21 protein-coding genes are annotated in these 24,845 nt (G+C 33.9%); 13 read left to right on the forward strand and 8 right to left on the reverse strand.

The window, feature by feature from the left end:
* The first annotated feature begins 24 nt into the window (after positions 1-24).
* From HH304_RS19900 to HH304_RS19915, 5 genes are all read left to right on the forward strand, one after another.
* Complete coding sequence (locus HH304_RS19900; RefSeq protein ID WP_169685050.1) at positions 25-636, forward strand: hypothetical protein; 612 nt, start codon at positions 25-27, stop codon at positions 634-636.
* 51 nt (positions 637-687) lie between these two features.
* On the forward strand, positions 688-1,221 hold the full coding sequence (locus HH304_RS21315) for an FAD-dependent monooxygenase (protein WP_271711708.1): 534 nt from the start codon (positions 688-690) through the stop codon (positions 1,219-1,221).
* Positions 1,222-1,227: 6 nt separating this feature from the next.
* Positions 1,228-1,830, forward strand: coding sequence for an FAD-dependent monooxygenase (locus HH304_RS21425; protein WP_333908770.1), 603 nt, complete (start codon positions 1,228-1,230; stop codon positions 1,828-1,830).
* 484 nt (positions 1,831-2,314) lie between these two features.
* Complete coding sequence (locus tag HH304_RS19910; RefSeq protein WP_271711709.1) at positions 2,315-4,981, forward strand: TonB-dependent receptor; 2,667 nt, start codon at positions 2,315-2,317, stop codon at positions 4,979-4,981.
* A gap of 126 nt (positions 4,982-5,107) precedes the next feature.
* Positions 5,108-5,824: an acetolactate decarboxylase gene (locus HH304_RS19915; RefSeq protein ID WP_169685051.1), complete on the forward strand. Its 717-nt coding sequence runs from the start codon at positions 5,108-5,110 to the stop codon at positions 5,822-5,824.
* Between the two features lie 45 nt (positions 5,825-5,869).
* Here HH304_RS19915 and HH304_RS19920 read toward each other — a convergent pair whose 3' ends face one another.
* Positions 5,870-6,232, reverse strand: a complete 363-nt coding sequence (locus HH304_RS19920; RefSeq protein ID WP_169685052.1) for a winged helix-turn-helix transcriptional regulator — start codon at positions 6,230-6,232, stop codon at positions 5,870-5,872.
* Between the two features lie 137 nt (positions 6,233-6,369).
* Between HH304_RS19920 and HH304_RS19925 the strand changes: the two genes are divergently transcribed.
* Both HH304_RS19925 and HH304_RS19930 read left to right on the forward strand, forming a co-directional pair.
* Positions 6,370-6,846: a nuclear transport factor 2 family protein gene (locus HH304_RS19925; RefSeq protein WP_169685053.1), complete on the forward strand. Its 477-nt coding sequence runs from the start codon at positions 6,370-6,372 to the stop codon at positions 6,844-6,846.
* A gap of 71 nt (positions 6,847-6,917) precedes the next feature.
* Positions 6,918-7,835 (forward strand): DsbA family protein, encoded by a 918-nt coding sequence (locus tag HH304_RS19930; RefSeq protein WP_169685054.1) that lies wholly within the window; start codon positions 6,918-6,920, stop codon positions 7,833-7,835.
* A 118-nt stretch (positions 7,836-7,953) separates the two neighbouring features.
* On the opposite strand, the gene HH304_RS19935 is transcribed toward HH304_RS19930, so the two are convergent.
* The 5 genes from HH304_RS19935 to HH304_RS19955 all read right to left on the reverse strand — a co-directional run bounded on the left by HH304_RS19935 (position 7,954) and on the right by HH304_RS19955 (position 15,057).
* Complete coding sequence (locus HH304_RS19935) at positions 7,954-8,718, reverse strand: hypothetical protein (RefSeq protein ID WP_169685055.1); 765 nt, start codon at positions 8,716-8,718, stop codon at positions 7,954-7,956.
* 10 nt (positions 8,719-8,728) lie between these two features.
* Positions 8,729-10,156 (reverse strand): RagB/SusD family nutrient uptake outer membrane protein, encoded by a 1,428-nt coding sequence (locus tag HH304_RS19940; RefSeq protein WP_169685056.1) that lies wholly within the window; start codon positions 10,154-10,156, stop codon positions 8,729-8,731.
* 11 nt (positions 10,157-10,167) lie between these two features.
* Complete coding sequence (locus tag HH304_RS19945) at positions 10,168-13,110, reverse strand: SusC/RagA family TonB-linked outer membrane protein (protein ID WP_169685057.1); 2,943 nt, start codon at positions 13,108-13,110, stop codon at positions 10,168-10,170.
* A gap of 526 nt (positions 13,111-13,636) precedes the next feature.
* Complete coding sequence (locus HH304_RS19950) at positions 13,637-14,218, reverse strand: TetR/AcrR family transcriptional regulator (RefSeq protein WP_169685058.1); 582 nt, start codon at positions 14,216-14,218, stop codon at positions 13,637-13,639.
* A gap of 83 nt (positions 14,219-14,301) precedes the next feature.
* Entirely contained in the window at positions 14,302-15,057 is a 756-nt protein-coding gene (locus tag HH304_RS19955; RefSeq protein ID WP_169685059.1) for an SDR family NAD(P)-dependent oxidoreductase, read from the reverse strand.
* 255 nt (positions 15,058-15,312) lie between these two features.
* On the opposite strand from HH304_RS19955, the gene HH304_RS19960 reads away from it, so the two are divergent.
* The 4 genes from HH304_RS19960 to HH304_RS19975 all read left to right on the forward strand — a co-directional run bounded on the left by HH304_RS19960 (position 15,313) and on the right by HH304_RS19975 (position 18,651).
* Positions 15,313-16,413, forward strand: a complete 1,101-nt coding sequence (locus HH304_RS19960; protein ID WP_169685060.1) for a hypothetical protein — start codon at positions 15,313-15,315, stop codon at positions 16,411-16,413.
* 143 nt (positions 16,414-16,556) lie between these two features.
* A complete protein-coding gene (locus HH304_RS19965; RefSeq protein ID WP_169685061.1) occupies positions 16,557-16,922 on the forward strand; it encodes a DUF2200 domain-containing protein in 366 nt (121 codons plus the stop codon).
* A gap of 124 nt (positions 16,923-17,046) precedes the next feature.
* Positions 17,047-18,015, forward strand: a complete 969-nt coding sequence (locus HH304_RS19970; RefSeq protein WP_169685062.1) for a quinone oxidoreductase family protein — start codon at positions 17,047-17,049, stop codon at positions 18,013-18,015.
* A 228-nt stretch (positions 18,016-18,243) separates the two neighbouring features.
* On the forward strand, positions 18,244-18,651 hold the full coding sequence (locus HH304_RS19975) for a GNAT family N-acetyltransferase (protein WP_169685063.1): 408 nt from the start codon (positions 18,244-18,246) through the stop codon (positions 18,649-18,651).
* A gap of 63 nt (positions 18,652-18,714) precedes the next feature.
* Here the strand turns inward: HH304_RS19975 and HH304_RS19980 are convergent, their stop codons facing one another.
* Positions 18,715-21,132, reverse strand: a complete 2,418-nt coding sequence (locus tag HH304_RS19980) for an alpha-ketoacid dehydrogenase subunit alpha/beta (RefSeq protein WP_169685064.1) — start codon at positions 21,130-21,132, stop codon at positions 18,715-18,717.
* Between the two features lie 358 nt (positions 21,133-21,490).
* Between HH304_RS19980 and ald the strand changes: the two genes are divergently transcribed.
* A complete protein-coding gene (ald, locus tag HH304_RS19985; protein ID WP_169685065.1) occupies positions 21,491-22,606 on the forward strand; it encodes an alanine dehydrogenase in 1,116 nt (371 codons plus the stop codon).
* A 49-nt stretch (positions 22,607-22,655) separates the two neighbouring features.
* Here the strand turns inward: ald and HH304_RS19990 are convergent, their stop codons facing one another.
* Positions 22,656-23,090 (reverse strand): type I restriction enzyme HsdR N-terminal domain-containing protein, encoded by a 435-nt coding sequence (locus tag HH304_RS19990; RefSeq protein ID WP_169685066.1) that lies wholly within the window; start codon positions 23,088-23,090, stop codon positions 22,656-22,658.
* 17 nt (positions 23,091-23,107) lie between these two features.
* Here HH304_RS19990 and HH304_RS19995 point away from each other — a divergent pair, with 17 nt between their 5' ends.
* On the forward strand, positions 23,108-24,772 hold the full coding sequence (locus tag HH304_RS19995) for an amidohydrolase (RefSeq protein ID WP_169685067.1): 1,665 nt from the start codon (positions 23,108-23,110) through the stop codon (positions 24,770-24,772).
* Positions 24,773-24,845 lie beyond the last annotated feature (73 nt).

Raw genomic sequence — 24,845 nt, forward strand, 5'->3', positions numbered from 1 at the left:
TTTGATTCATCTTTAAAACAAAAAATGAAGAGAATTCACTATATATCCGGTATTACAATATTTTTATTTATTGCCGTCCATCTAGTCAACCATTTTATAAGTCTTCTGGGATCAGATTCACACATTAACTTTATGAATGCAGTAAGGCTGGTATATAGAAATATATTCGTTGAAAGTATATTGTTTCTTTTAATTACAGTTCAGATTGGCAGCGGGATAATATTATCTATCAACAAATGGAAAAAAGCATCAACATTTTTTGATAGGCTTCAAATTTGGACGGGTTTATATCTGGCATTATTTTTTATAATACATGTCAGCGCAGTATTAACGGGCAGGCACATGTTAAATCTTGATACAAATATATATTTTGGAGTTGCCGGGTTAAATACTTTTCCGTACAACTTGTTTTTTATTCCATACTATGGGTTAGCTATAATTTCATTCTTTGGACATATATCAGCTATTCACGCATCAAAAATGAAAAAAGTCATTTTTGGAATGAATCCAACCTGGCAATCATACGCTATTCTTTTAATTGGCATTATATTTACCCTTATAACACTTTCAGGACTGACAAACATGTTTCAAGGAATAGAAATACCTCAAGAATATGGAGTCTTAATAGGGAAATGATCATTTTATATATTTAAAAACACTATCAACTACCCCATATAACATCAAATAATGAAGTATTCAATCATAGGAGCAGGAATCGGAGGGCTATCAATCGCATTAGCCTTCGAAAAATTAGGAATAGATTATCATATATATGAAAAATCACCTGTTTTAAATGAAGTAGGTGCAGGAATCTGGCTTGCTCCTAATGCATTACAAATTTTGGAATATCTTAATCTTTTAGAGGAAGTTAAGTCAACAGGAAACTCTATCGACAGAATCACAATCGGAAAAAGGGATCTCACTCCAATTTCTGATACGGACCAACAGTTCGTTAAAGAACATTTCGGCTACTCCTCAATTGCTATTCACAGGGCAAAACTTCAAAATTTATTATTCAATAAAATACCATCGAGTAAGATCACGCTTGGAAAAGGTTTCAAGTCATATGAAGAATTAGCAGATCAAAAGCTCAAAATTACTTTTGAAGATAATTCACAAGCAATCACTGATTTCATCATAGGTGCTGACGGTATTAAATCAAAGGTCAGAAATCAACTTTTCCCAGATAGCCAAATTAGATATACCGGCCAAACATGCTAGAGAGGTGTGACGGAAACACCAATTGATAATACATTTCAAAATAGAGGCTATGAACTTTGGGGAAATCAGGTTCGGTTTGGGCTTTCCAGAATTTCAGAAAATGAGACCTATTGGTTTGCTGTTGCATTAGACCAACCAAATCAGAAGGATAATCCTGATGAAATTCATAATAAACTTATACACATGTTTAAAGAATTTCATCCGGTAGTAAAGCAACTAATAACAAATACCCCAACTGAAAAAATACTCAGAAATGACATAATTGATTTAAAACCAATGAAATTTTGGTGGAAGAATAAAATATGTTTGATTGGTGATGCTGCACATGCTACTACTCCAAACATGGGACAAGGTGGCGCTCAGGCAATAGAAGATGCTTATTGTCTTAGTAGATTAATTGCTGAGGGTACGGTTAATAACCATTTTGGTGAATTTCAAGAGAAAAGATATTCAAAAGTAAATAAAATTGTCAATCAATCTTTTACAATAGGAAAGATGGCTCATATGAAATTTGGTAAGCCTATAAGAAACTTCCTTTTGAAAAACACACCGAATAAGATGATGGAAAAAATGATGCTGGAAATGTATTCAGTTGAGGATATAAAATAACGTATATAATTTGTATTTAAACCTTACTAACTAAACATCTGGAAAACTGATTTAATTTAAACACATAACTATTTTAATAATATTCTAATAAATAATTAATATTATTAAATTAACCTTTCGTAAAAATAGAAAGAACAATTTATTTAAACAGATTTGAACACTGATGTATTTATTCTATAAATTAATCATAAGCAGAACGGAACAATAAACTTAACTTAATCCTTTTTAGTTATTTATATTTACATTAGCCAACACTGATATTTAAATCTTTATATTTTAAGGTAAAAAAGTTAATTATAAATCTGGCTGGCTTTCTTATAGATTCCACATAATTTCTCCAAATAGTTTAATAATTACTGGATACCAGTAATATTCTTAAGTAAATATTGTAAAAAATTCCATTTACTTAAAAAGTTTATTATTTTAAGAAATAAACTAAGCAAGCATTATTTGCAACAAACATTTCCCACTAAATAAAAATTGTATGATAAAACATCTTACACATTACTTAAAGACAAGCAAAATCCTGAATTTCGGATTGTTTATGGCCTTTTTTTCTGTATTTTCTATGCAGTTGCAGGCACAAACCATGAAGGAGGTTACCGGGACTGTAATTGATTACAGGAATAATGAACCCATTATTGGTGCCAGTGTGCAAATAAAAGGAACAACGCGTGGAGCTGTAACAGATGAAAACGGTCGATTTACCGTAAAAGCTAGCGAAGATGAAGTACTGGTCATTTCATTTATTGGTTATGTAACTGAAGAAATCACAATTACAAGTCAATCAACATATAACGTTTCACTTTTAGAAGATATTTCTACACTACAGTCAGTAGTAGTTGTTGGTTCACGTGGTAGTCCCAGAACAGTTATTGAATCTCCGGTTCCGATTGATAATATCAATGCAGGTGCTTTAATGCAAAGTGGTCAGGTTAATATAGAACAAATGATCACATACCGGGTACCGTCATACAACTCATCAAACCAGGCTATTTCGGATGCAACTGCACACTTTGACCCATCTGAACTTAGAAACCTGGGACCATCAAGAACTCTTGTACTTGTAAATGGTAAAAGAAAGAACCAAAGTGCTCTTGTTTATGTAAACGACACTCCTGGAAAAGGTGAAGTTGGAGTTGACATGAAAAGTATTCCGGCTTCAGCAATTGAACGTGTTGAAGTATTAAGAGATGGTGCTGCAGCTCAGTATGGTTCTGATGCAATTGCAGGGGTAATTAACATTGTACTTAAAGACTATGATAAGGGTTCTGTAAATGTTTCTTCCGGTATTAGTCAGGAAGGTGATGGTTTCATGTATGACCTTGCATTAAATAAAGGGTTTAAACTAGGTGAAAATTCCTTTTTAAATATTACAGCAAATTATTCTCACCAAGATAAAACTAACAGGGCCGGAGAACCTGGCGCAGATGGCTTATTTGATGTGCCAGCTAATGATCCGACATGGGGCGACTGGTTAGCTGCCAATCCTGACCTGGGCATGACAATTGGTCAACCTGAATTTGACAAGCTATCATTTTTCGCCAATTATGGAACTTCATACTCAAATGGCAATGGTGAATTTTATGCTTTTGGTGGATATACCAAACGTGATGGAACTTCATTCGCCCTATATAGAGCTCCTTACTGGATCACTGATGATGCAGGATTATTAACCCCTCCTGGTCAGCCATATAATGGATTCCAGCCAACATTTGAAACAGATATAAATGATTATACATTTACAGTAGGTAACAGATATAAATTCGGCGAATGGAAAACAGATTTAAGTGTTACAACCGGAGGCAATGATGTTGCTTATACCATTGGTAATACTATCAACACTTCATTACTTCCAAATAGCCCTACCACTTTTGATGCCGGGGATTACAGGTTTGGATCAACTCTTGCAAACTTGGATATAGCAAGAACATTCAATGACAACTTTACTCTTTATTTCGGTACTGAAATAAGAAGAGAAGTTTTTGAAGTTGGTGCAGGTCAACCTGAATCTTATGAAGGTAGCGGTGCACAATCATTTCCGGGACTTCAGCCGTCAAATGAACTTAAGGAAAATAGAAATAATGTAGGTGTATATGCAGGATTTGATTGGGATGCTACTGATAACTTCTTGATTGGTGGTGCAGTTAGATATGAGAATTATTCTGACTTTGGTGGTAATGTATCCTGGAAGGTTAATGCCAGACAACTGTTTGCTGATGGAAATGGTGCAATCAGAGCTTCTGTCAGTACAGGTTTTAGAGCACCTTCTTTACATCAAATCTACCTAAGTAACATTCAAACAATTGTTACTGCAGGAACAGTATCAAACCAGGGAACTTTCAATAATGTAGACCCGGTAATTAGGTCATTGGGTGTTCCTGCTCTTGATGCAGAAACATCATTTAACATTTCTGCGGGTATTACATATCGATTCAATGATCATTTCTCAGTTTCTGCTGATTATTATAATATTAGTATCGATGACAGAGTATTATTTACCGGAGAAATCGGTCAAGATGATGATCCTGATACAACAAATCCGGTTGAACAAATCCTGGAAGATAATAATATTACAACACTTAAGTTTTTTGTTAACGCATTAGACACCAAAACTCAAGGTGTAGATATCATTGCTGATTACACAAATATTTATCTTGGTGAAGCTACTTTAGATTTGATTTTATCAATGAACTATAATAAAACTAGTATTGAAGGATCAATTGATGCTCCTGGAATTATTGGAGAAGTAGGCTATGATATCTTTAACAGAAAGGAACAATCAAGGGTAACTACAGCGCGTCCGAATACTAAAGTATTATTTGGTATGCACTTGGAAGCTGGTAAATTTGGAGCAACACTCAACAACACCTATTTTGGTGAGGTAACATGGCAACATGCTGATAATCCAAGTTTCGACCAGACTTTCTCAGGTAAAGTTATCACTGACCTAATCTTAGATTATGATATAATCAACAAGTTAAATTTAAGTCTTACTGTAAATAACTTGTTAGATGTTTATCCTGATGAAATAGATACAAAAGGAGATGTTGTAACTGACCTTGGAGGCAGATTTAAATACCCTTGGGAAGTTAACCAATTCGGATTTTTAGGTCGATTTTACAAAGTTGGCTTGAATTATAGATTTTAAAATAAATACAACTACATTTAAAGTCGTATCCAATGGATACGACTTTTTTTTGTTTAACTAATTTTATCTTTTTCGATTAAAGTTTAAAAACCATTACTATTTCACCGATACTAAAATACCTGTTCAATGAAAAATTTTATTCCTCTATTTATTTTTTTAGCATTATTTAGCTGTACCAAGAATACAGAGAATAATAGTTCAACTATCACTAATTCCGAGGTAATAATAATTGGGGCAATGAAAAATGTAATGCGAAAAGGTGAATTACATGGAAATATCTTTCTGGATACCCTCGCAAATAAAAATGGTCTGTATGGACTAGGTCCTGTAAGTTTTCTGACCGGTGAAATACTTGTGATAAATGGCGAAAGCTATGTCTCTCAAGTCACATCAGACACTACAATGAAGGTTCATAAAAGATATGACATTTCAGCACCATTCTTTGTCTATTCATATGTCTCAGATTGGAAAGAGGTTAAATTATCTACCAATGTAAAAACCATTAATGATCTTCAAGATTTCATAAAAGAATCTGCACCAATAAGTGATGAACCTTTTGTCTTCCAGCTAAAAGGAAAAGTTTCTAAAGCATTAATTCACATTCAAAACCTTCCAAAAGGAACAAAAGTTTCATCTCCTGAAGATGCTCATAAAGGACAGAAGAAATATACAATTTTAGATGAAGAGGCAGATATCATCGGTTTTTATTCTACACGTCATCAAGGTATTTTCACTCATCATGATTCCTATTTACATATGCATTTAATCACTAAAAATAAAACCAAAATGGGGCACCTTGATGAATTACAAATAGATAACATGACTCTATACTTGCCAAATTGATATATTTTACAGCTTTCTATTCAAAAGAGCAGAAAAAAATTTAAACTATTTCGTTTCGCTTATTGATTCTCTATAGGCAATTCCCCAGTTCGCCAAAGCATTAATTACCGGAGCCAATGTTTTTCCTTGTTCAGTAATTGAATACTCAACTGTAATGGGCTTGGTATCCATTATAGTTCTACTCACCAACTGATTCATTTCCAGATCCTGGAGCTCCTTTGAAAGCATTTTAGTTCCAATTCCATTAACCTCTCGTAATAAATCCATAAAACCCAACTTATCTCCTTCAATTAAGGTTCCTAAAATATGAAACTTCCATTTTCCTGATAGAATGCTCATCGAATCACTTATTGCTTGTATTCTCACTTTACAAATGGGAGAATTATTTACTACAGATCTTTTCTTCATCGACTCTTTTTATTGTTTGATATTACTCTACAAAAATTCATAATAGTTTCATAAAGGAAACCACTTTCTAAAAGGAAATGCATGCTAAAGATACATCACTTTCACATTACTTTTACAACAATAAAAAAGTAAATAATATGAAAAAATCAATCTTCAAAACTGCAATCATCATTACTATATCACTATTTATTTCATTAAACATAAGTGCCCAGTCGAACTCCACAAAGGAAATCGAGGTAGTAAATAAAATGTTTAATGCATTTGGGACGGGTGATATGAATGCGTTAACATCTACTGTTTCAGATTCTACAATTTGGACTTATCATGGCAGTAATTCTATACCCTATTCAGGCATTTTTAAAGGCAAAAAAGAAGTGACCAGGTTTATTAAAAGTATACATTCAAATGTCGAAATACTTGATTTTAAAATTGACCAGATCATATCAGAACGACAAACAGTTATTGTGCTAGGATCAGAAAAACAAAAAATTAAAAATAATGGTGAGATCCTAAAGCAAAATTGGGTTCAAATATATCAAGTTGAAAATGGGTTAATCACAAAAATGGATGAATACGCTAATACTGCATATTCTGAAAAGCTCTTTAATAAATGAAAACGATATCCATTACAATAATATTTATTATGCTTTGCACTCTTAGTTGCAATGGACAACAAGATAAAAATATGAATAATAAAAACCCGTTACTTTGTAATCCTGCAACAGGAATATGTGAAATGCCTGAAAATTCAAATCAAGATAAGATTGAAATGAAAAAGGCTGTAAATACAGTTAAAATAGTTTATTTCACCGATCCAATATGTTCTTCCTGCTGGGGTATAGAACCACAATTAAGAAAATTAAAGCTCGAATACGGAAGTAATATTGAAATAGAATATCGCATGGGTGGGTTATTACCCGATTGGAGTTACAATAGTGGCGGCATAAGTAAACCATCAGATGTTGCTCATCACTGGGATGAAGTAAGCCTTTATTATGATATGCCAATTGAAGGTGATATATGGCTAGAGGACCCTCTAGATTCTTCCTACCCACCTTCTATAGCTTTTAAAGCAGCTCAATTACAAAATCAGGAACAAGAATTATCATTTTTAAGAGAACTAAAAGAAATGGTTTTTATCCACAAAAAGAATATTTCTAAATGGATATACATTGAAGAAGCTGCAACTAAAGTCGGTTTAAATACAGAGCAGTTAAAATTTGATTACGAAAACAAGGCTAAAGAATTTTTTCAGAAAGATTTAAAATTGGCCAAAGACTCTGGTGTAAGAGGATTTCCAACATTATTCTTTTATGATACTGAGGGTAACAAAGAACCACTTTATGGCTTCAGACCTTATGAAAATTTTGAATTGGCTATTCAAAAAATATCACCAGGCATCAAAAAACATAATTACAGCAAAAATTGGAAATCAATATTCAATTATTACAACACTTTAACAACACGTGAATTCAGAGAAATTAGTGGAATATCGAAAAATGAAGCAGACAAGCTACTTAATGAATTAGCTAAAACAGGGGAAATAGATCAGTTTAGGATCAAAAACGGAACTTTATGGAAGTTAATTAACAACAGTCATTAGATATTAGTTAATCTAATCAAGGTAAAATAGATTATGAATTATCTATAATCAAATGAGGCCCGTAATATTTGGGCCTCTTTTGATTTCTAATAATCTTTTATATTTAAAATGCTTTATATTAAATCTTTGTCAAAACCGACAAAGTTCTTTCAATCTCATTATTATTTGAATCAGTAAATATTTGAGTAAACTCTAATTCTCCACAGGTATTAAGTAAACCCGAACCAGAAACAAACACCTCCTTTTGATTATAAACATAGGCAGTCTGTTTAGGTATGTTAACGTTGTACGTTACATCATCTACCTTGGTAATATATAATCTTATGTCAAACCCTTCAGCATATAAATTTTTAGCTACTAACTGATTTATGCCTTTTATCAAATTCACTTCGTAGGGTTGCGAGGCCTCTGAAAATTGGAAGCCATATACTCCTTCTAAAAAGTTTAATGAATATTCACAAAACTTTGATACCTCCAGACTAACTTCACTTCTCAAGTCGTTTTCACCCTCACTCCTAACAATTCTAAAAGCAATTTCAGATTTCTCAAATGGCTCTAAAATATCATACTCACTACTCACCTTTAATGACCCATATAATTCACCTGCAGGAACAGTTACCTCAGGATTAAAGTTAAAATCATCACCCAACACCAGGTCAGTCTTCTCATCAATAAGCTCTACTGTAAAAGTTCTTGGTGAAGGACTCACCTTCGTCAGATATAAAGGTAATTTAAAAGTATCCTCCGATGAACTAACATTAAATTTATACTTCTCTTTAGCGAAATGTGCAATGGAAGGACCTTTATAAAAATTATCATTTTCTTCACAAGAACCCATTGCACTAAGTACAAACAGGACAATAAATATTTTTATATACTTCATAATCTTAAAATCAATTTTGTGAATAACCAGGGTTTTGCTGAATATTCTCATTTGCAAAAATCTCTTCTTGTGGAATAGGTAGATTAAATCTGAAATTACCCGCCTCTAATGTGCAAGGAATTGCTCCACCACAATCTAATCCTGAACGCTCTATTGGCAACCCATTTCTTTTCAAATCAAAAAATCTATGTCCTTCAAATGCAAGTTCCTTTCTTCTTTCCAAAAGTATTTCTTGAAGTAATTGATCTTTATCTGAAATATTTTGAGGAACATATCCGTAAATTCTTTGAGACCTTAAACTATTTAAATCTTCATTTGCTTTAGCTAAATTTGAATTTATGGTTTTCAAATTTGCTTCTGCACGAATCAAGTACATTTCGGAAACTCTGAATACTTTAATGTCATTTTGAAATAACACACCATTACTACCCAGGTATTTAGCTACAATCTGCCTACCATCATTTAGCGTATAGAAACTTGAATAATATCGTATATCAACATTTGGGTTTATTACAGAAGTTATCTCATAAGATGGAGCGAAAAAGATATCTAGATTAGTTCCAGTCCAGATGGTTCCAATCTGAAAATTCTCAGAAGTTCTTTCCAGTTTAAAAATTACCTCATCAATACTTGCATCCTCCCAAATAGAAGTATAGTCATTAAAGGCACATAAATCCATATTTGCAATCACTATATTAGCTGCGTTAATAGCCCTGTCATAATTCTCGGCATATAAAGCTGCTCTTGCTTCCAAAGCCTTAATTGCATAGTAATTAAATCTGGAAACATTTCCTGAACTTACTGATTCAACTGTTGATGTTTCAAGCGCATCTTCAATATCCTTGAATAGTTTGTTGAAGAACTCAGGAATCAGTAATCTGGATGGCTTTAGTTTTATTTCCAATCCATCTGGACTTCCATTACCATTATTATCATCAAGGTCAATATACGGAACTGCCAAACCTGTAGAGCTATACTTTTCACCCATAGCTCTATACAAATCAAAATGTTTATGTGCTCTAAGCGCCAACATTTCAGATTTAAATTGATTTGACTCATCAACTGTAATAACTCCCTGAGCAATTAGACTTTCAATAGCATTAAGAACCCTGTTAGCTTGAGCAATAACACGATATGAATTATACCATAGATTGGCAGCCTCAGTGTTTGAAGTAACATAAGACCATGAATTCAGTTGAACACCCTGCCCTCGGTTAGTCGATGGCCTATAAACATCATCACTGGCTACTGAACTAAACTCAATAATATTTTCATCGGTTGCAAAACCATACGCAGCAATTACCCCAGCTTCAATATCGTCTAATGACTTAAAAGCTTCATCTCCTATAATTAAATCAGTTGGTTCTACATCTAAAATCCCTTCACATCCTGAAGAAATTACTAATAATAGCAGTAAGTATATATAATATCTTTTCATGTCAATAATCTTTAAAATTTCACGCTTAGTCCAACTGAATACACTTTTGAAGCAGGATATTCAAACGTGGCAATATTATTACCATCTTCAGGGTCAAATCCCGTGAATTCTGTCCATGTCATCAAATTTTGACCCTGGACATAGATATCAAGACCTTGAAATAATCCTTTCGTTTTTTCCAATAACTTTTCAGAGAAAGAATATGATAGTCTAACATTTCTCAATCTTAAAAATGATGCATCCTCAATATCTTTAGATGAAAACTGTCTTTCATACTCATAACTTTGAATTTCTGTGATATCACCTGGTTCTTTCCACATGGTGTTCATCTTTTTTGACAAGTTGAAGTTTACGAAATTCGGATTCTCACTGAAGAACAATTGATTATTATATCTGGAATATCCATGAGCAAAAGTGAAAAACGCATCAAGTTTAAGTCCTTTAAATGTCCATGCGGAGAAAAACCCACCAGTAATTGGAGGTTGTGAAGTACCAAAAACAGCCTTTGGACCAGCAGCATCATAATCGTTTGTTATTTCTCCATTTTGCCCAACATAAAGTGGCTCTCCATTTGAAGGATTAACACCGGCCCACTCTTGTATATAATGAGACCCAAGAGGTAGACCAACCTTCACAATACTAGTTCCAAATTCAAACTCACTTACTTGTCCAAGATCTAATATCTGGTTCTTATTGTATGCGATATTCCCTCCTAATGTCCATATAAATTCTCCAAATGTAACGATATCAGCATTTAAGGTAAATTCAATACCCTTATTACTCATCTTACCTTCATTACTTTCTATAGACTCAAATCCTGTAGTTCTGGAAAACTGATATTCAACAAATAGATCAGAAGTAATATTGTTGTAAAGATCAAGGCTACCATAAATCTTAGTATTTAAGAAACTAAAATCAATTCCAATATTAGTCTGATTAGATACTTCCCATTTTAAATCAGGATTCCCAGCTCCTAAAATTCCATTTCCTTGTAATGCACCATATGAAACTGATGTATATGTTGGTAATGACTGGAAATTTCCAATACCTGTCTGGTTACCTACTGTACCATAAGATGCCCTTACCTTTAATTCATCTATAATTTGTGAATTTTCTAAGAATGACTCTTTTTTCAAGCTCCATGAAGCACCTAATGACCAGAAAAGTGCAAATCGATTATTAGCTCCAAATCTTGAAGAACCATCTCTTCTGATACTCGCCTTTATGTTGTATTTGTCTTTAAAAGAATAATTACCTATGGCAAAAAGTGAATGCAATGAATTACTATTCTTTCCTCCTGATATTTGAGGAATTGATCCATCGGCAGATCCTGGTGTAATACCTTCTGGTGTTTCTGGTAATTTAGGGTTTATTCCAAAACCAACATATCCATAAGTATTTTGAGAATTTAAGTAAATCTCATGACCTAAGGTAAACTCAACGAAATGATCTGAAAAATCTTTACTGTAACCCAATAAATTGGTCCATATATAGCTGAAATTTTGAAACTGACTCTGGCCAAAGCTTCCAGTTCCGCCATCATAACTCTCAGGAGATATATACCTTTCAAAATTAGTTTGGGTATAATCAATTCCAAAAGTTGATTTAACATATAGTGGTTCTGCAATATTAAACTGACCAGAAGCGCTTAAAACTGATTTTATCTGATCATTTGTTCTGGTTCCCTCTTCAATAAACTCAAGAGTGTTTGGCCCAACCAATCCAGGTCCTGTATTGTAATCTCCAGATTCGTTATATGGTGAAACATATGGATTGGCTAAATAAACAGTTGCAAATGGGTTATTTGTTACAATTTGTCCTTCTGAAGGAATTACATTTGATTCACTATAACCAATCGAACTATTTAAATCAAATCTTAGTTTTTCAGAAACATTTGATGATAGATTCATTCTCAAAGTATATCTTTTCAGATCAGACTTCAATGCTTGTCCTTCCTGATCCAGATAAGCCAGTGAGGTATAGTATGTAGTTTTTTCATTTCCTCCACTAAAGGCAACTTCATGACTTTGAAGTTTACCGTTTCTTATAAATATATCTTTCCAGTTAGTATTTGTATTCTTATATTGATCAAGTACTAATTTATCGGTAGGGTTGTTTGGATCTAACTGACCAGCTGGCCCTCTTCCCATAAATTGTTCAAAAGCTATTTTTTCAGCAGAGTTCATCATCTCAAACTTCTCTCGTGCTTGTTGACTTACTCCATATTGCATTCTATAGGTAACACTCGAGGTATTCTTCTTACCATTTTTTGAGGTAATTACGATAACACCATTTGCTCCTCTTGAACCATAAATTGCTGTAGCTGAAGCATCTTTCAACACAGAGACACTTTCAAAATCATTTACGTTTAACGTTGAAAATTCTGTTGCCGAAATAGGAACGTTATCTAATATATATAGCGGTGTATTTCCCGCATTTATTGATCCTGATCCTCTTAATCTAACCGTAGCAGAAGATCCTGGCTGACCTGAACCTGAACTAATATAAAGACCTGCTGTTTTACCTTGAAGTACCTGATCAAAAGAAGGTATTGGAATATCCTCCATTTCTTTTGATTCAACAGTACCTACAGATCCTGACAACCTATCAAGCTTTTCATAGGTATAACCGGTAACAACTAATTCTGATAGAGATTGAATATCCGGATAAAGTGTAACGTCTAAAGTACTTTCTGTAGTGACACGGATTTCCTCTGTTAACATACCTACAAAAGAGTAAACTAGAATTGTATAGCCCGGAGGGAGTCCAATTGCATATTTACCATCCGCGTCGGTAACTGTACCTTTGGTTAAACCCCTCACAATAATATTGACACCTGGTATCGGTTCATTATTATGATCTGTTACCCGACCGGTAACCAGTTTATCCTGTCCAACTAAATCAAAGCTAATGATTAATAGAAGTGAAAAGGTTAAAATAAAAATTTTGTACATACGATAAAAAATTAAGGTGATAAGCTGATGCAAAAATCAAAACATAACACATGTATGATTTTCAGTCGAAAGTCACATTTATTGATTGAAAAAAGTCTAAAAATTAAAATCTAGCTTAAAATGAATCTTTTCATATTAAACTAATCACTAAAAAATATCCACAAAAACAGCACGAAAGTAATAATATTTTTAGTTATAATCAAAACATTAATAGAATATTACCATAAGGTTATCTGAAAAATCAAATTCACTGCTCAGTACTTTCATAGACCCTAACACAAAAAAACGATGTAATTTTTAAGCACAAAACATCAATTACAATAGAAAATTATTGAAAAACTCAATTTTACAACACACTTGTATTCATACAGAAATGCCATACTTCAAAAATTAAAAGTTTAAGGAAGATCCTATCCCCGTCCAACAAAAGACTTTTATAGAATATGTTTAATGAAGAGAATTAGAAAAGAACAATACCTAACAAAAAGAATCTAATAAATCTTTGAAGGGAATTAGAAGTTTAATATTAATCCAATAAACTTAAGACAAGTGACACTGAGGAGGTAAGGCTTTTTTTATCTGCTGCAATCTTCCCCACAACTTTAAGTCCGTTATAAATCGTAAATAATAATGAAGCTATTGACTTTAGATCTTTCCCTTTTGTTATCTGATTTGAATCTTCACCTTTCTTTAGGTACTCAAAAAATAAATTCTCAAATGAAGCTTTATTGGATTTAAGAATTGGCACAAGTTTATTATCAGATGGAACCAATTCTGTAGTAGTATTTACAACAAAACAACCTTTCCTATCTTCATCATTTACGGATTCTTCAATTGCATATTCAAAAAGTTTCCTCAACCCTTCTTTTACATCCGGTTGACTTTCAAGAAATGATTTAACACGCTCGATATTTTTAGATCTATACAGTGCAAATGATTCTTTAAAAAGATTCTCCTTTCCTCCATAGGTATCATACAAACTAGATCGGCTTATTCCTAAGTGATCAACAAGATCTTGCATAGAAGTAGCAGCAAATCCTTTTTGCCAGAATAATTCTATCGCCTTTTCTAGTACTAAGTCCTGATCAAAATTCTTTTTCCTGGTCATCTTTTATAAAATCAAAAGAGGGCATAAATCGCCCTCTTAAAATTAAATATACGGAACGATTGTTCCAATTTTTGGTATAATAATTAGCCAAGAACAGGATTAATATTAATCCCGCCATCAACATTAATTTCGGAACCATTAATAAATTTGGCATCATCGGAAGATATAAATACCACTAAATTTGCAACGTCTTCCGGAGTCCCGAAGGTTTTTAATGGAACTCTGTCTTGCATTGCTTGAGCAAATCCATCCAACTGTTCTTCAGCCATTCCTGTCTTTCCATAAATCGGAGTATTTATTGGACCTGGATTAATTATGTTTACTCTGATTTTTCTTTCAGCCAATTCTGTTGCCGCTGATCTGGCATAAGCATTTAGAGCTGCTTTGGTAGCACTATAAATTGATGAGTTAGCCATTCCTGTATTAGCCAGGATCGATGATAATGCAAGAATTGATCCGCCTTCAGGTATTAATGGCAGAAACTTTTCAATAGTGTATACCGCTCCTTTGAAATTTATTCCAACCTGCTGATCAAACATTTCTTCAGGTGTTTGACCAACCGGTGATCCGAAAAACACCCCTGCATTTACAAAGAGTATATCCACCTTACCAAATTTTTCTTTCACTGCTATTGAAGCTTTATCTAAAGCAGATACATCAAGTACATCTGCTACTAAGCCAGTTGCTCCAATTTCATTAGCAGATTTACGTATTCTATCTTCTGACCTACCTATAATTACTACTTCAGCTCCAAGTGACTTATATTTTTTTGCTGTTTCGTATCCTATTCCGCTATTACCACCTGTGATAACTACTACTTTTCCATTAAATGATTTCATTGTTCTTATGTTTTATACTTTTTATTGGAATGTTCATTCCAATTATACATTTATTGGAACGATCGTTCCATTATAAGGTTACAAAAGATTAACTAATCTGCTATATACAACGATTACTAATTAAGGAAATCAATTCAAAAGACATAAATCCAATAAAATAACTAACCCAAATTGAGGTATTTTAAATACTGAATATCAATACTTTATATTTTTAAGTATAAATTAAATTTCATATTACCCTAACACCCAAATACAATGAAAAATTTATATATAATTATTACCACCATTTTAACATTTTATAATGTTAGTGCACAAAATTCAATTCCTTTAGACTTAAAACATTGGGATATAAATGCTAAAAATCATCAGTTTGAATTCTATAAAGGAAAGAATGCTCTATTAATAGATCAAGGCTTGGCTATATTAAAGGATTCCACTTTTAGAAATGGCACAATTGAATTTGACGTTTTCATTTCTGAAGAGAGATCATTTCCTGGAATTCGTTTTCGAATCACAGATAGCTTAAATATGGAATCATTTTATCTCAGGTCACATCTATCTGGAAAACCCGATGGAAACCAGGCGGCACCGGTTATCAATGGCATTACCGCCTGGCAATTCTATTTTGGTCCTGCTTATTCTAGCCCTACCGAATATAAATACGATGATTGGAATCATGTAAAAATGGTAATTAACGAAAGTAAAGCTCAAGTATTTTTTAATTATAATAAAGATGCTCAATTATGCTGGAATCTTGTCCACACTCCAAAAGAGGGACAAATAGCAATTGGAGGAAGCTTTGCACCTGCCTATTACGCAGACATTAAAATCAATAAAAATCTAACTGATATTAAAAATTTTAAAGTTGAAGAACGTCAACCAGTAGAAGGAATAATAAATAAATGGACAATATCCGACAAATTTGAGGAAAGCAAATTAAATGACATTTTGAATATTAGTGAAACTATAAAAGAAAGATCATGGAATAAAAGAATTTATGTAGAAGAAAAAACAGCAGCAAACATATCAAGAGAAGTAGTTCTAAATGATGATAACCCAGGGAACACAGTATTCGCCAGGCTTACAATTGATTCAGATAAAGACATGATGAAACTTTTTGATTTTGGGTATAGTGATCGGGTAGTAGTAATATTAAACGGTGTACCTATTTATAAAGGAAATAATAAATGGCAATCTAGAGATTATAGATATTTAGGTACAATAGGCATATTTGATTCAGTTTATTTACCGTTAAAAAAGGGAGAAAACACCTTATTGCTTGCTGTTTCAGAAGATTTTGGTGGTTGGCTAATAACCGGTCGATTTGAAAATTATGATGGAATAGCTATTAAATAACACAACCTCTTTAATAATCAATTTACTAAAATAAAAAATGAAACACCTTTCAATTTATGTGCTATAACAAGCTCTTTATCTGTTCAATTAAGTACATATATGTTATATTAACCAACAAATAATTCCAAGCTAATACAAAAAATATGACTACAACTGCCAAACATGATGAAAAAGTAGCCAACATGAGTTTTGCTTCTGTCTATCCACACTATATTACTAAAGTAGAAAAGAAAGGCAGAACCATTGAAGAGTTACACCAAGTCATAGAATGGTTAACAGGTTTTGATGAAGAAAAGTTAAATAAACTGGTAGCAGATAAGACAACCTTCAAGGATTTTTTTGATCAGGCAACTTTGAACCCAAATGCCCCATTAATAAAAGGAGTGATATGTGGTTACCGCATAGAAGAAATTGAAAATCCGACCACCAGGCAAGTCAGGTATCTTGACAAGCTGGTAGATGAACTAGCAAAAGGCAGAAAAATGGAAAAGATTTTGAGAACCAACTGATATCAAATCAATTACAACAAGGGTTCATAATTCATTAACTTTTTATATTAAGAATCTAATTAATTTACAAAACTACAATTCACAACCTACGTTGATCAACTAAAACAATCAACTAAAAGATACTATGAAAGCACTAACATTTTCTGAGTTTGGTGAAGCAGATGTTCTAAAATATATAGAGGTGCCAGACCCTGAAATTAGTGAGAATGAAATTTTAATTAAGAATAAAGCAATTGGATTAAACTTTGCTGATATATACAGAAGGAAAGGGAATTATCATTTAAAAGGCACCCCGCCATTTATTGCTGGTTATGAAGGTGCCGGAACAGTTATAAAATCAAATTCGGATAAGTTTAAAATTGGAGATAATATAGCATATACAGATGTTCCGTTTGCAAATGCCGAATTAATTAGCATACCCGAAGCACATGCAATCCCTATCCCCGAAAATGTTGATTTCAACCTGGCTTCATCAGCATTACTTCAAGGGTTAACTGCACAATATCTGGCCAATAATAGTTATTATGTTACCAAGGATGATACTGTATTAATCCATGCTGCATCTGGGGGTGTCGGGCAGATCCTGACCCAGTTTTGTAAATTAAAAGGCGCCACAGTAATAGGCCTTACAAGAAGTGAAGACAAACTTGAAACCATTTTTAGCTGTAAGGCTGATTATGCTATTTTACTGGATTCAAACTGGAAAACAAAAGTAATAGAAATTACCAACAACATAGGTGTAGATGTTGTTTACGATAGTGTTGGTTCAACACTTATGGATAGTTTTGATGTCACTAAAGATTGTGGAAGTGTAGTGTTCTATGGCATGAGTGGCGGAGACCCGGCTCCAGTAGATCCAAGAATGCTCATGGATACTAGTAAATCTTTAATTGGCGGGGACCTTTGGTCGTATCTGGTTAATGAAGAAGAACGAAGATCACGTGCAAATAATCTGTTTGACTTGATTTCTAAAGGTCAAATTACAATAAAAGAGCCTGTTAAATTTAAATTATCAGAAGGTAAGAAAGCGCATGAATACCTCGAAAGCGGCAAAAGTTCCAGCAAGGTAATTCTTATTCCCGATAGCATTTAATAGTTCTAGAATATTAAAAATATAAAGCACCTTTTGTTATCCGGAAGGTGCTTTAGTATATAAAGAAACATAATCAATATCCATCTAAGCCTTTTAAAAACTATTTACTACTAAACACCTATAAAAAAAGTCCTTAGGCAATTAAATATTATTTGCAATTAATCTTTGAAGCTACATATGAAGGAATGAAATTACGGCTGAATTAACCTTATCAACCAATTTATCAAGATGAACATTAACATTTCAGACACCCGAAATATTGAAAAACAACAAATAATTGATCTTTACAAAGCAAACAAATGGAGTTCGGCAGAAAAACCAGACAAGCTATATAATGCTTTAATAAATTCGCATTCTCTGATATCAGCCTGGATAGATGATCGATTAGTTGGTCTTGGCAATGCCATTTCAGACGGGCACCTCGTTGTATACTACCCTCATTTATTAGTTCACCCTGATTTTCATGGAAAAGGAATTGGTGGGCAGATTATGGAAAAGATGCACGAAATATATGGTGATTACCATATGCAAATGCTAACTGCTGATGGAGAAGCAATACATTTTTATGAAAAAAATGGTTTTAGCCGAGCTGGTAAAACTGAACCTATGTGGAAGTATAGTGGTAATGAGCATTAAAACTTAATCACTTTTAAAACAGATAATAAAAAAGGCCTTCATTTGAAGGCCCTTCTTTTTAGGTTATTTATACAAATCCGGAAATTTCTTCGGATCGAATTCATTCATCATTTTATATACTGTTTCAAAAACAGTTTCAGTATTTGGCTTACTGAAGTAATCTCCGTCAGAGCTATATGCTGGCCTGTGTTCTTTAGCAGTGATTGTCATCGGCTTAGAGTCCAGATATTTATATCCATTTTGCTCCTCTAATACCTTCTGCATCATAAATGCTGTTGCACCACCTGGAACATCTTCATCCGCAAAAATCACTCTGTTTGTTTTCTTGATTCTATCTACAATAGTGTGATTTATATCAAATGGAATCAATGACTGAACATCAATTACCTCCACAGAAATACCAAATTCTTCAAGTTGTTCAGCAGCTTCCATTACTATTCGACACATCGAACCATATGTTACAACTGTAACGTCAGACCCTTCTCTGATTACTTCCGGCACGCCTAATGGAGTAGTGAACTCATCTATATTTGAAGGAAGCTTTTCTTTTAACCTGTACCCATTTAGACACTCAATAATCATTGCAGTATCATCCGACTGAAGCATTGTATTATAAAATCCAGCTGCCTTAGTCATGTCTCTTGGCACAAGAATGTATATTCCTCTTAAACTGTGCAGTAAAGCTCCCATAGGAGATCCTGAATGCCAAACACCTTCAAGACGGTGACCTCTTGTTCTAATTATTACAGGAGCTTTTTGACCACCTTTTGTTCTATATTGAAGGTTTGAAAGATCATCGGCCATGATCTGTAATGCATAATATATATAATCAAGATACTGAATTTCAGCAATTGGCTTTAACCCTCTGATTGCAGCACCAATACCTTGACCAAGAATTGTAGCTTCTCTTATACCTGTATCAGTAACTCTTAATACACCATGCTTCTCCTGAAGACCAGCAAATGCCTGGTTAACGTCACCGATAAAACCTACGTCCTCACCAAAAGCAAAAACTCTTGGATCCTTAGTCAGGTTAGCATCAAAACAAGCTTGCAATACCTCTCTACCATCAACTAATTTGCTATTTTCATCAAATACAGGATCAATCTCAGGTACATTTAGCGCAGCTTCATCTGATTGAGAATATAAATGACTGCTATAACGGTCATTATTTAACTCCTCTTCTCTTTTTAGCCAACCTAATAAGTTAGATTTAGCAGTAGAATTCTCATTTGCAAGGTATCTTAACGCCTTTTTAACAGCCCTGAAAGAATCCATTCTTATCGGGTTTAACGTTTCTTTTAGGTCCTTAGCAATTTCAAGTATCTGCTTTTTATTAGTTGAAGACTCAGCTGTAGCCTTAATTAATTCAACTGCCTCTGCATGAACGTCTGCAATTGAACCATTAAACTCTTTCCAGGCATTATTTTTTGCTGTTTTAGCTTCATTTTTAGCTTCTTTCTCGAGCTCTTCAAGTTTAGCCTCATCAGCAATTCCTTCCTCAAGAATCCACTGACGCATCTTTAATAAACAATCGTGCTCTTTTTCCCACTCAAGTCTTTCAGCACTTTTGTAACGTTCATGAGAACCTGAAGTCGAGTGTCCTTGAGGTTGAGTAATCTCAACAACATGAACCATTACAGGAACATGTTCTTTTCTACACACCTCTTCAGCTTTTCGATATGTCTTTATCAATTCAGCATAATCCCAACCATTAACGGTAAAGATTTCATAGCCCTTTTCATTTTTATTTCTCTGGAATCCGGCTAATGCTTTTGAAATATTTTCTTTAGTTGTATGATAGCTTTTAGGAACACTGATACCATATTCATCATCCCAGATAGAAATCATCATTGGAACCTGTAAAACACCTGCAGCATTGATTGTTTCAAAAAACAACCCTTCTGAAGTCGACGCATTACCAATTGTACCAAAAGCTATTTCATTTCCATTATTAGAAAACTGAGTAAACTTATGTAGATCCTTATTCTCCCTGTATAATTTAGAGGCATAGCCTAATCCCACTAGTCGAGGCATTTGACCTGCTGTAGGAGAAATATCAGACACACTATTATATTCTTCAGCTACATTTTTGAATTTACCATTCTCATCCAGCATCCGTGTTCCGAAGTGACCATTCATTAAACGACCGGCACTAGCAGGTTCAGCATCAACATCTGTATGAGCATATAACTGAGCAAAGTACTCCTGAATTGTAAGTTCACCGATTGCAAACATAAAAGTTTGATCTCGATAATAACCTGACCTGTAATCACCTCTCTTGAATACTTTGGCCATTGCGATCTGAGGAATTTCCTTACCATCGCCAAAGATTCCAAATTTAGCTTTGCCCATAAACACCTCTTTACGGCCTAATAAACTGGCTTCGCGGCTGGCAACAGCTAATTTGTAATCCTGTAATACTTCTTTATTGGATAATTTCAAAGTTTTCAATGGGGTCTCTGATTTTGTAACTTCCATATAATGTGTTTATTGAGATGGAAAATCATTTTTGGGCATTTCAAAAATACTTAAAAATCAGGGGGTTTCAAAGTTTAGAGAAGGTCATAAATCATCATAAATTCATAATATTTCACAAGTAAAGACACAAATATAGCTCTGTAATTATAATAAAGACCTGATACTTACAGAATTATATTTAATAAAACCTGATTTTATCAGAATAAAATTTTTATTTTAAAAAATCAACAAAATCTAATCAAACGGATTAATCCGTAAACTTCTTTTTTCCCTTATAAACTGAATTTTAGGCCACTAAAGTGCTAGTAATTTAGAAGTGCTTACTATATTTGCAAGCACTTATATAAACAACATTATTATGATTATCAGTGTCCCAAAAGAGATAAAAAACAACGAAAACAGGGTTGCTCTTACCCCTGCTGGTGTAAAAGAACTAGTAAAGAGAGGTCACGAAGTTCACGTGCAGCAATCTGCTGGTGAAGGTAGTGGATTCAGTGATGATCTTTACGTTCAGGCTGGAGCGATTATGGAGCCTACAATTGAAGCTACATATGCTATAGGTGAAATGATCATGAAAGTTAAAGAACCAATTGAGCCTGAGTATGGCTTAATTAAAGAAGATCAGCTTGTATTTACTTACTTCCACTTTGCTTCTTCTGAACCTTTAACAAAGGCAATGATCAAAAGTAAAAGTATTTGTCTTGCTTACGAAACAGTTGAAAAAGCAGACAGAAGTTTACCACTTTTGATCCCAATGTCTGAAGTTGCTGGTCGTATGGCTATTCAGGAAGGTGCTAAGTACCTTGAAAAACCACTTAAGGGAAGAGGTATTCTTTTGGGCGGTGTTCCGGGAGTAAGACCTGGTAAAGTATTAATCCTTGGAGGTGGTATTGTTGGTACAAACTCTGCTAAAATGGCAGCTGGTCTTGGTGCTGATGTTACTATCATGGATGTTAATCTTGGTAGATTAAGATATCTTGATGATATTATGCCTGCTAACGTTAATACAATGATGTCTAACGAATATAATGTTCGTGAGATGATCAAAACTCACGATTTGATCGTTGGTGCAGTATTAATCCCAGGTGCTAAAGCTCCAAAGCTTATTACAAGAGATATGCTTAAAGAAATGCGTCCTGGAACTGTTCTAGTTGACGTTGCTGTTGATCAGGGAGGTTGTATCGAAACTTGCGAGCCTACTACTCACGAAAATCCAACATTTATCATTGATGATGTTGTTCATTACTGTGTAGCTAACATGCCAGGTGCCGTGCCTTACACTTCAACTCTTGCTCTAACAAATGCTACTCTTCCTTACGCTATAGAACTTGCTAATAAAGGATGGGAAATTGCATGTCGTGATAACAAAGAGCTTGAATTAGGTCTAAATGTTATCAAAGGTGAGATCGTTTATAAATCAGTAGCTGATGCTTTTGATCTTCCTTACACTAATGTAGATAAGTTTCTTAACTAAGAAATAAGTATAATTAAAGAAAAACCGAAGCCTAACAGCTTCGGTTTTTTTATTTGTATTTAGGAAATCCTCCAAATGGTTCATAATGTCCTCCCTCCTGTTTAAAACATAAATGAACCAACCCATTGGTTAGCATTAAATATTTTGCTCGTATGGTATGATTATACATAACTGCCTGCTCAAATACAGTCCTGTCAATTTTAACATCCGAAGCTTTACATTCTACAAGCATAAATGGGTCACTTCCTTTATAAATTATAATATCCGATCTTTTTTGCCTGACATTTACCATTAAGCCACCCTCGATATTTATTAATGAAGCCGGATAATCCATATCATGAATCAAATATCTGATAAAACTTTGTCGTACATATTCTTCCGGAGTCAAGACAAGAAATTTCTTTCTGACAATATCCCAGATAAACTCCTTCCCACTTTCCCTTTTAGTTTTTATATTGTACTCCGGTAAATTAAGCTTATTCATCAACCAACTTTTTTATAATGCGAAATAAATATATAATTCTTTATCGAACTATTTTTCTATTGACTTTGACCGTCTGCTTTTCGTGCAGTTCCCCAAAAGAAGCTGATCTTATTGTCCATAATGGTATAATTTATACTGTTGATGAAGATTTTTCAACAGTCGAGGCTATGGCCATAAAAGATGGGAAAATTATTGAAACAGGAAATAGCATTGATATCCTTGCAAATTACAAATCTGAATCCACAACAGATCTTGAAGGTAAAAGTGTGGTGCCAGGACTAATTGATGGTCATGCACATTTTTTCAGATACGGACTTGGCTTAGTTAATGCAGACCTGACAGGAACTAGCTCTAAAACAGAAATTTTAGAAAGATTAGTAGCACACCGTGAATCATACCCTAACAACCCATGGATTATTGGCCGTGGCTGGGATCAAAATGACTGGGAAGAAAAGGAGTTTCCTTCAAGGTTAGATCTTGATAGTTTGTTTCCTGATGTTCCAGTTTACTTGATTCGAATAGATGGTCATGCTGCCTGGGTAAACACAGCTGCCATTAGTCAGGCTGATATAACTCCGGACAATAGTGAAATCAAAGTTGATGGCGGAGATATTTTGCGTAATGAAGACGGTATTCAGGGCATCTTTGTTGACAACGCTATGGATCTGATAAACAGACATATTCCAGATGCTTCCGAAGTCCAGCAAAAGGAAGCCTTATTCCAAGCTCAGAAAAACTGCTTTGAAGTAGGATTAACAACCGTTGTTGATGCTGGTCTTGATAAGGAAACAATTGATCTAATTGATGAAATGCAGAAATCTGATTACCTGAAGATAAGAATCTACGCAATGTTGAACCCTACTCCTTCTAATAAAGAGTATTACTTCAAAAACGGTCCATATTTCACAGATTTCTTAACAGTTACTTCTTTTAAAATATATTCTGACGGAGCCCTTGGAAGCAGAGGTGCTTGCTTGATTGAACCCTATGCCGATAAACCTGACCAAACAGGATTTTTACTTCAGAATATTGAGTACTTTGATGAAACCGCTAAAGAGATGCTTAAGTATGGTTTCCAAATGAATACACATTGCATTGGAGATTCATCAAACAGGGCTTTGTTAAATATATATGCCAAATGTCTCGAGCCAGGAAATAACAAAAGGTGGCGAATTGAACATGCACAAATTATAAATGAAAGTGACCTCTCTACATTTGGAGAATACAATATTATTCCGTCCGTTCAACCTACCCATGCTACATCTGATATGTACTGGGCAGATGAAAGACTTGGAGATGAGAGAATTAAAGATGCTTATATATTTAAAGAGTTACTAGATCAGAATGGATACATAGCACTTGGAAGTGACTTCCCTGTTGAAGACATTAATCCTTTACTTGGATTTTATGCTGCAGTAGCAAGAAAAGACCTTAAAGGTTATCCGGATAGCGGATTTCAGAAGGAAAACGCCCTTACAAGAGAAGAAACCCTTAGAGGCATGACTATTTGGGCAGCAAAAGCAAACTTTGAAGAAGAGAAAAAAGGATCACTTGAAAAAGGAAAATTTGCTGACTTTATTGTTTTAGAGAAAGACATCATGAAAATTCCCGAAGATGAAATCCCTGGCACAAAAGTACTGCAGACCTATGTTGGTGGAGAGCAAGTGTACAATAGAAAATAAATTGAACAATAAAGCCGGATTTTATTAATATCTGGCTTTTTCTCTAAAGATCAGATGTAATAGTAAGGTTGAT

Source organism: Marinigracilibium pacificum (assembly GCF_012926615.1).
Taxonomy (GTDB): domain Bacteria; phylum Bacteroidota; class Bacteroidia; order Cytophagales; family Cyclobacteriaceae; genus Mangrovivirga; species Mangrovivirga pacifica.

Excerpts from the sequence above, each read along its gene's own strand:
- HH304_RS19900 (WP_169685050.1), top strand. The coding sequence starts at position 25 with ATGAAGAGAATTCACTATATATCCGGTATTACAATATTTTTATTTATT.
- HH304_RS21315 (WP_271711708.1), top strand. The coding sequence starts at position 688 with ATGAAGTATTCAATCATAGGAGCAGGAATCGGAGGGCTATCAATCGCA.
- HH304_RS19910 (WP_271711709.1), top strand. The coding sequence starts at position 2,315 with ATGATAAAACATCTTACACATTACTTAAAGACAAGCAAAATCCTGAAT.
- HH304_RS19915 (WP_169685051.1), top strand. The coding sequence starts at position 5,108 with ATGAAAAATTTTATTCCTCTATTTATTTTTTTAGCATTATTTAGCTGT.
- HH304_RS19920 (WP_169685052.1), bottom strand. The coding sequence starts at position 6,232 with ATGAAGAAAAGATCTGTAGTAAATAATTCTCCCATTTGTAAAGTGAGA.
- HH304_RS19925 (WP_169685053.1), top strand. The coding sequence starts at position 6,370 with ATGAAAAAATCAATCTTCAAAACTGCAATCATCATTACTATATCACTA.
- HH304_RS19930 (WP_169685054.1), top strand. The coding sequence starts at position 6,918 with ATGAATAATAAAAACCCGTTACTTTGTAATCCTGCAACAGGAATATGT.
- HH304_RS19935 (WP_169685055.1), bottom strand. The coding sequence starts at position 8,718 with ATGAAGTATATAAAAATATTTATTGTCCTGTTTGTACTTAGTGCAATG.
- HH304_RS19940 (WP_169685056.1), bottom strand. The coding sequence starts at position 10,156 with ATGAAAAGATATTATATATACTTACTGCTATTATTAGTAATTTCTTCA.
- HH304_RS19945 (WP_169685057.1), bottom strand. The coding sequence starts at position 13,110 with ATGTACAAAATTTTTATTTTAACCTTTTCACTTCTATTAATCATTAGC.
- HH304_RS19950 (WP_169685058.1), bottom strand. The coding sequence starts at position 14,218 with ATGACCAGGAAAAAGAATTTTGATCAGGACTTAGTACTAGAAAAGGCG.
- HH304_RS19955 (WP_169685059.1), bottom strand. The coding sequence starts at position 15,057 with ATGAAATCATTTAATGGAAAAGTAGTAGTTATCACAGGTGGTAATAGC.
- HH304_RS19960 (WP_169685060.1), top strand. The coding sequence starts at position 15,313 with ATGAAAAATTTATATATAATTATTACCACCATTTTAACATTTTATAAT.
- HH304_RS19965 (WP_169685061.1), top strand. The coding sequence starts at position 16,557 with ATGACTACAACTGCCAAACATGATGAAAAAGTAGCCAACATGAGTTTT.
- HH304_RS19970 (WP_169685062.1), top strand. The coding sequence starts at position 17,047 with ATGAAAGCACTAACATTTTCTGAGTTTGGTGAAGCAGATGTTCTAAAA.
- HH304_RS19975 (WP_169685063.1), top strand. The coding sequence starts at position 18,244 with ATGAACATTAACATTTCAGACACCCGAAATATTGAAAAACAACAAATA.
- HH304_RS19980 (WP_169685064.1), bottom strand. The coding sequence starts at position 21,132 with ATGGAAGTTACAAAATCAGAGACCCCATTGAAAACTTTGAAATTATCC.
- ald (WP_169685065.1), top strand. The coding sequence starts at position 21,491 with ATGATTATCAGTGTCCCAAAAGAGATAAAAAACAACGAAAACAGGGTT.
- HH304_RS19990 (WP_169685066.1), bottom strand. The coding sequence starts at position 23,090 with ATGAATAAGCTTAATTTACCGGAGTACAATATAAAAACTAAAAGGGAA.
- HH304_RS19995 (WP_169685067.1), top strand. The coding sequence starts at position 23,108 with ATGCGAAATAAATATATAATTCTTTATCGAACTATTTTTCTATTGACT.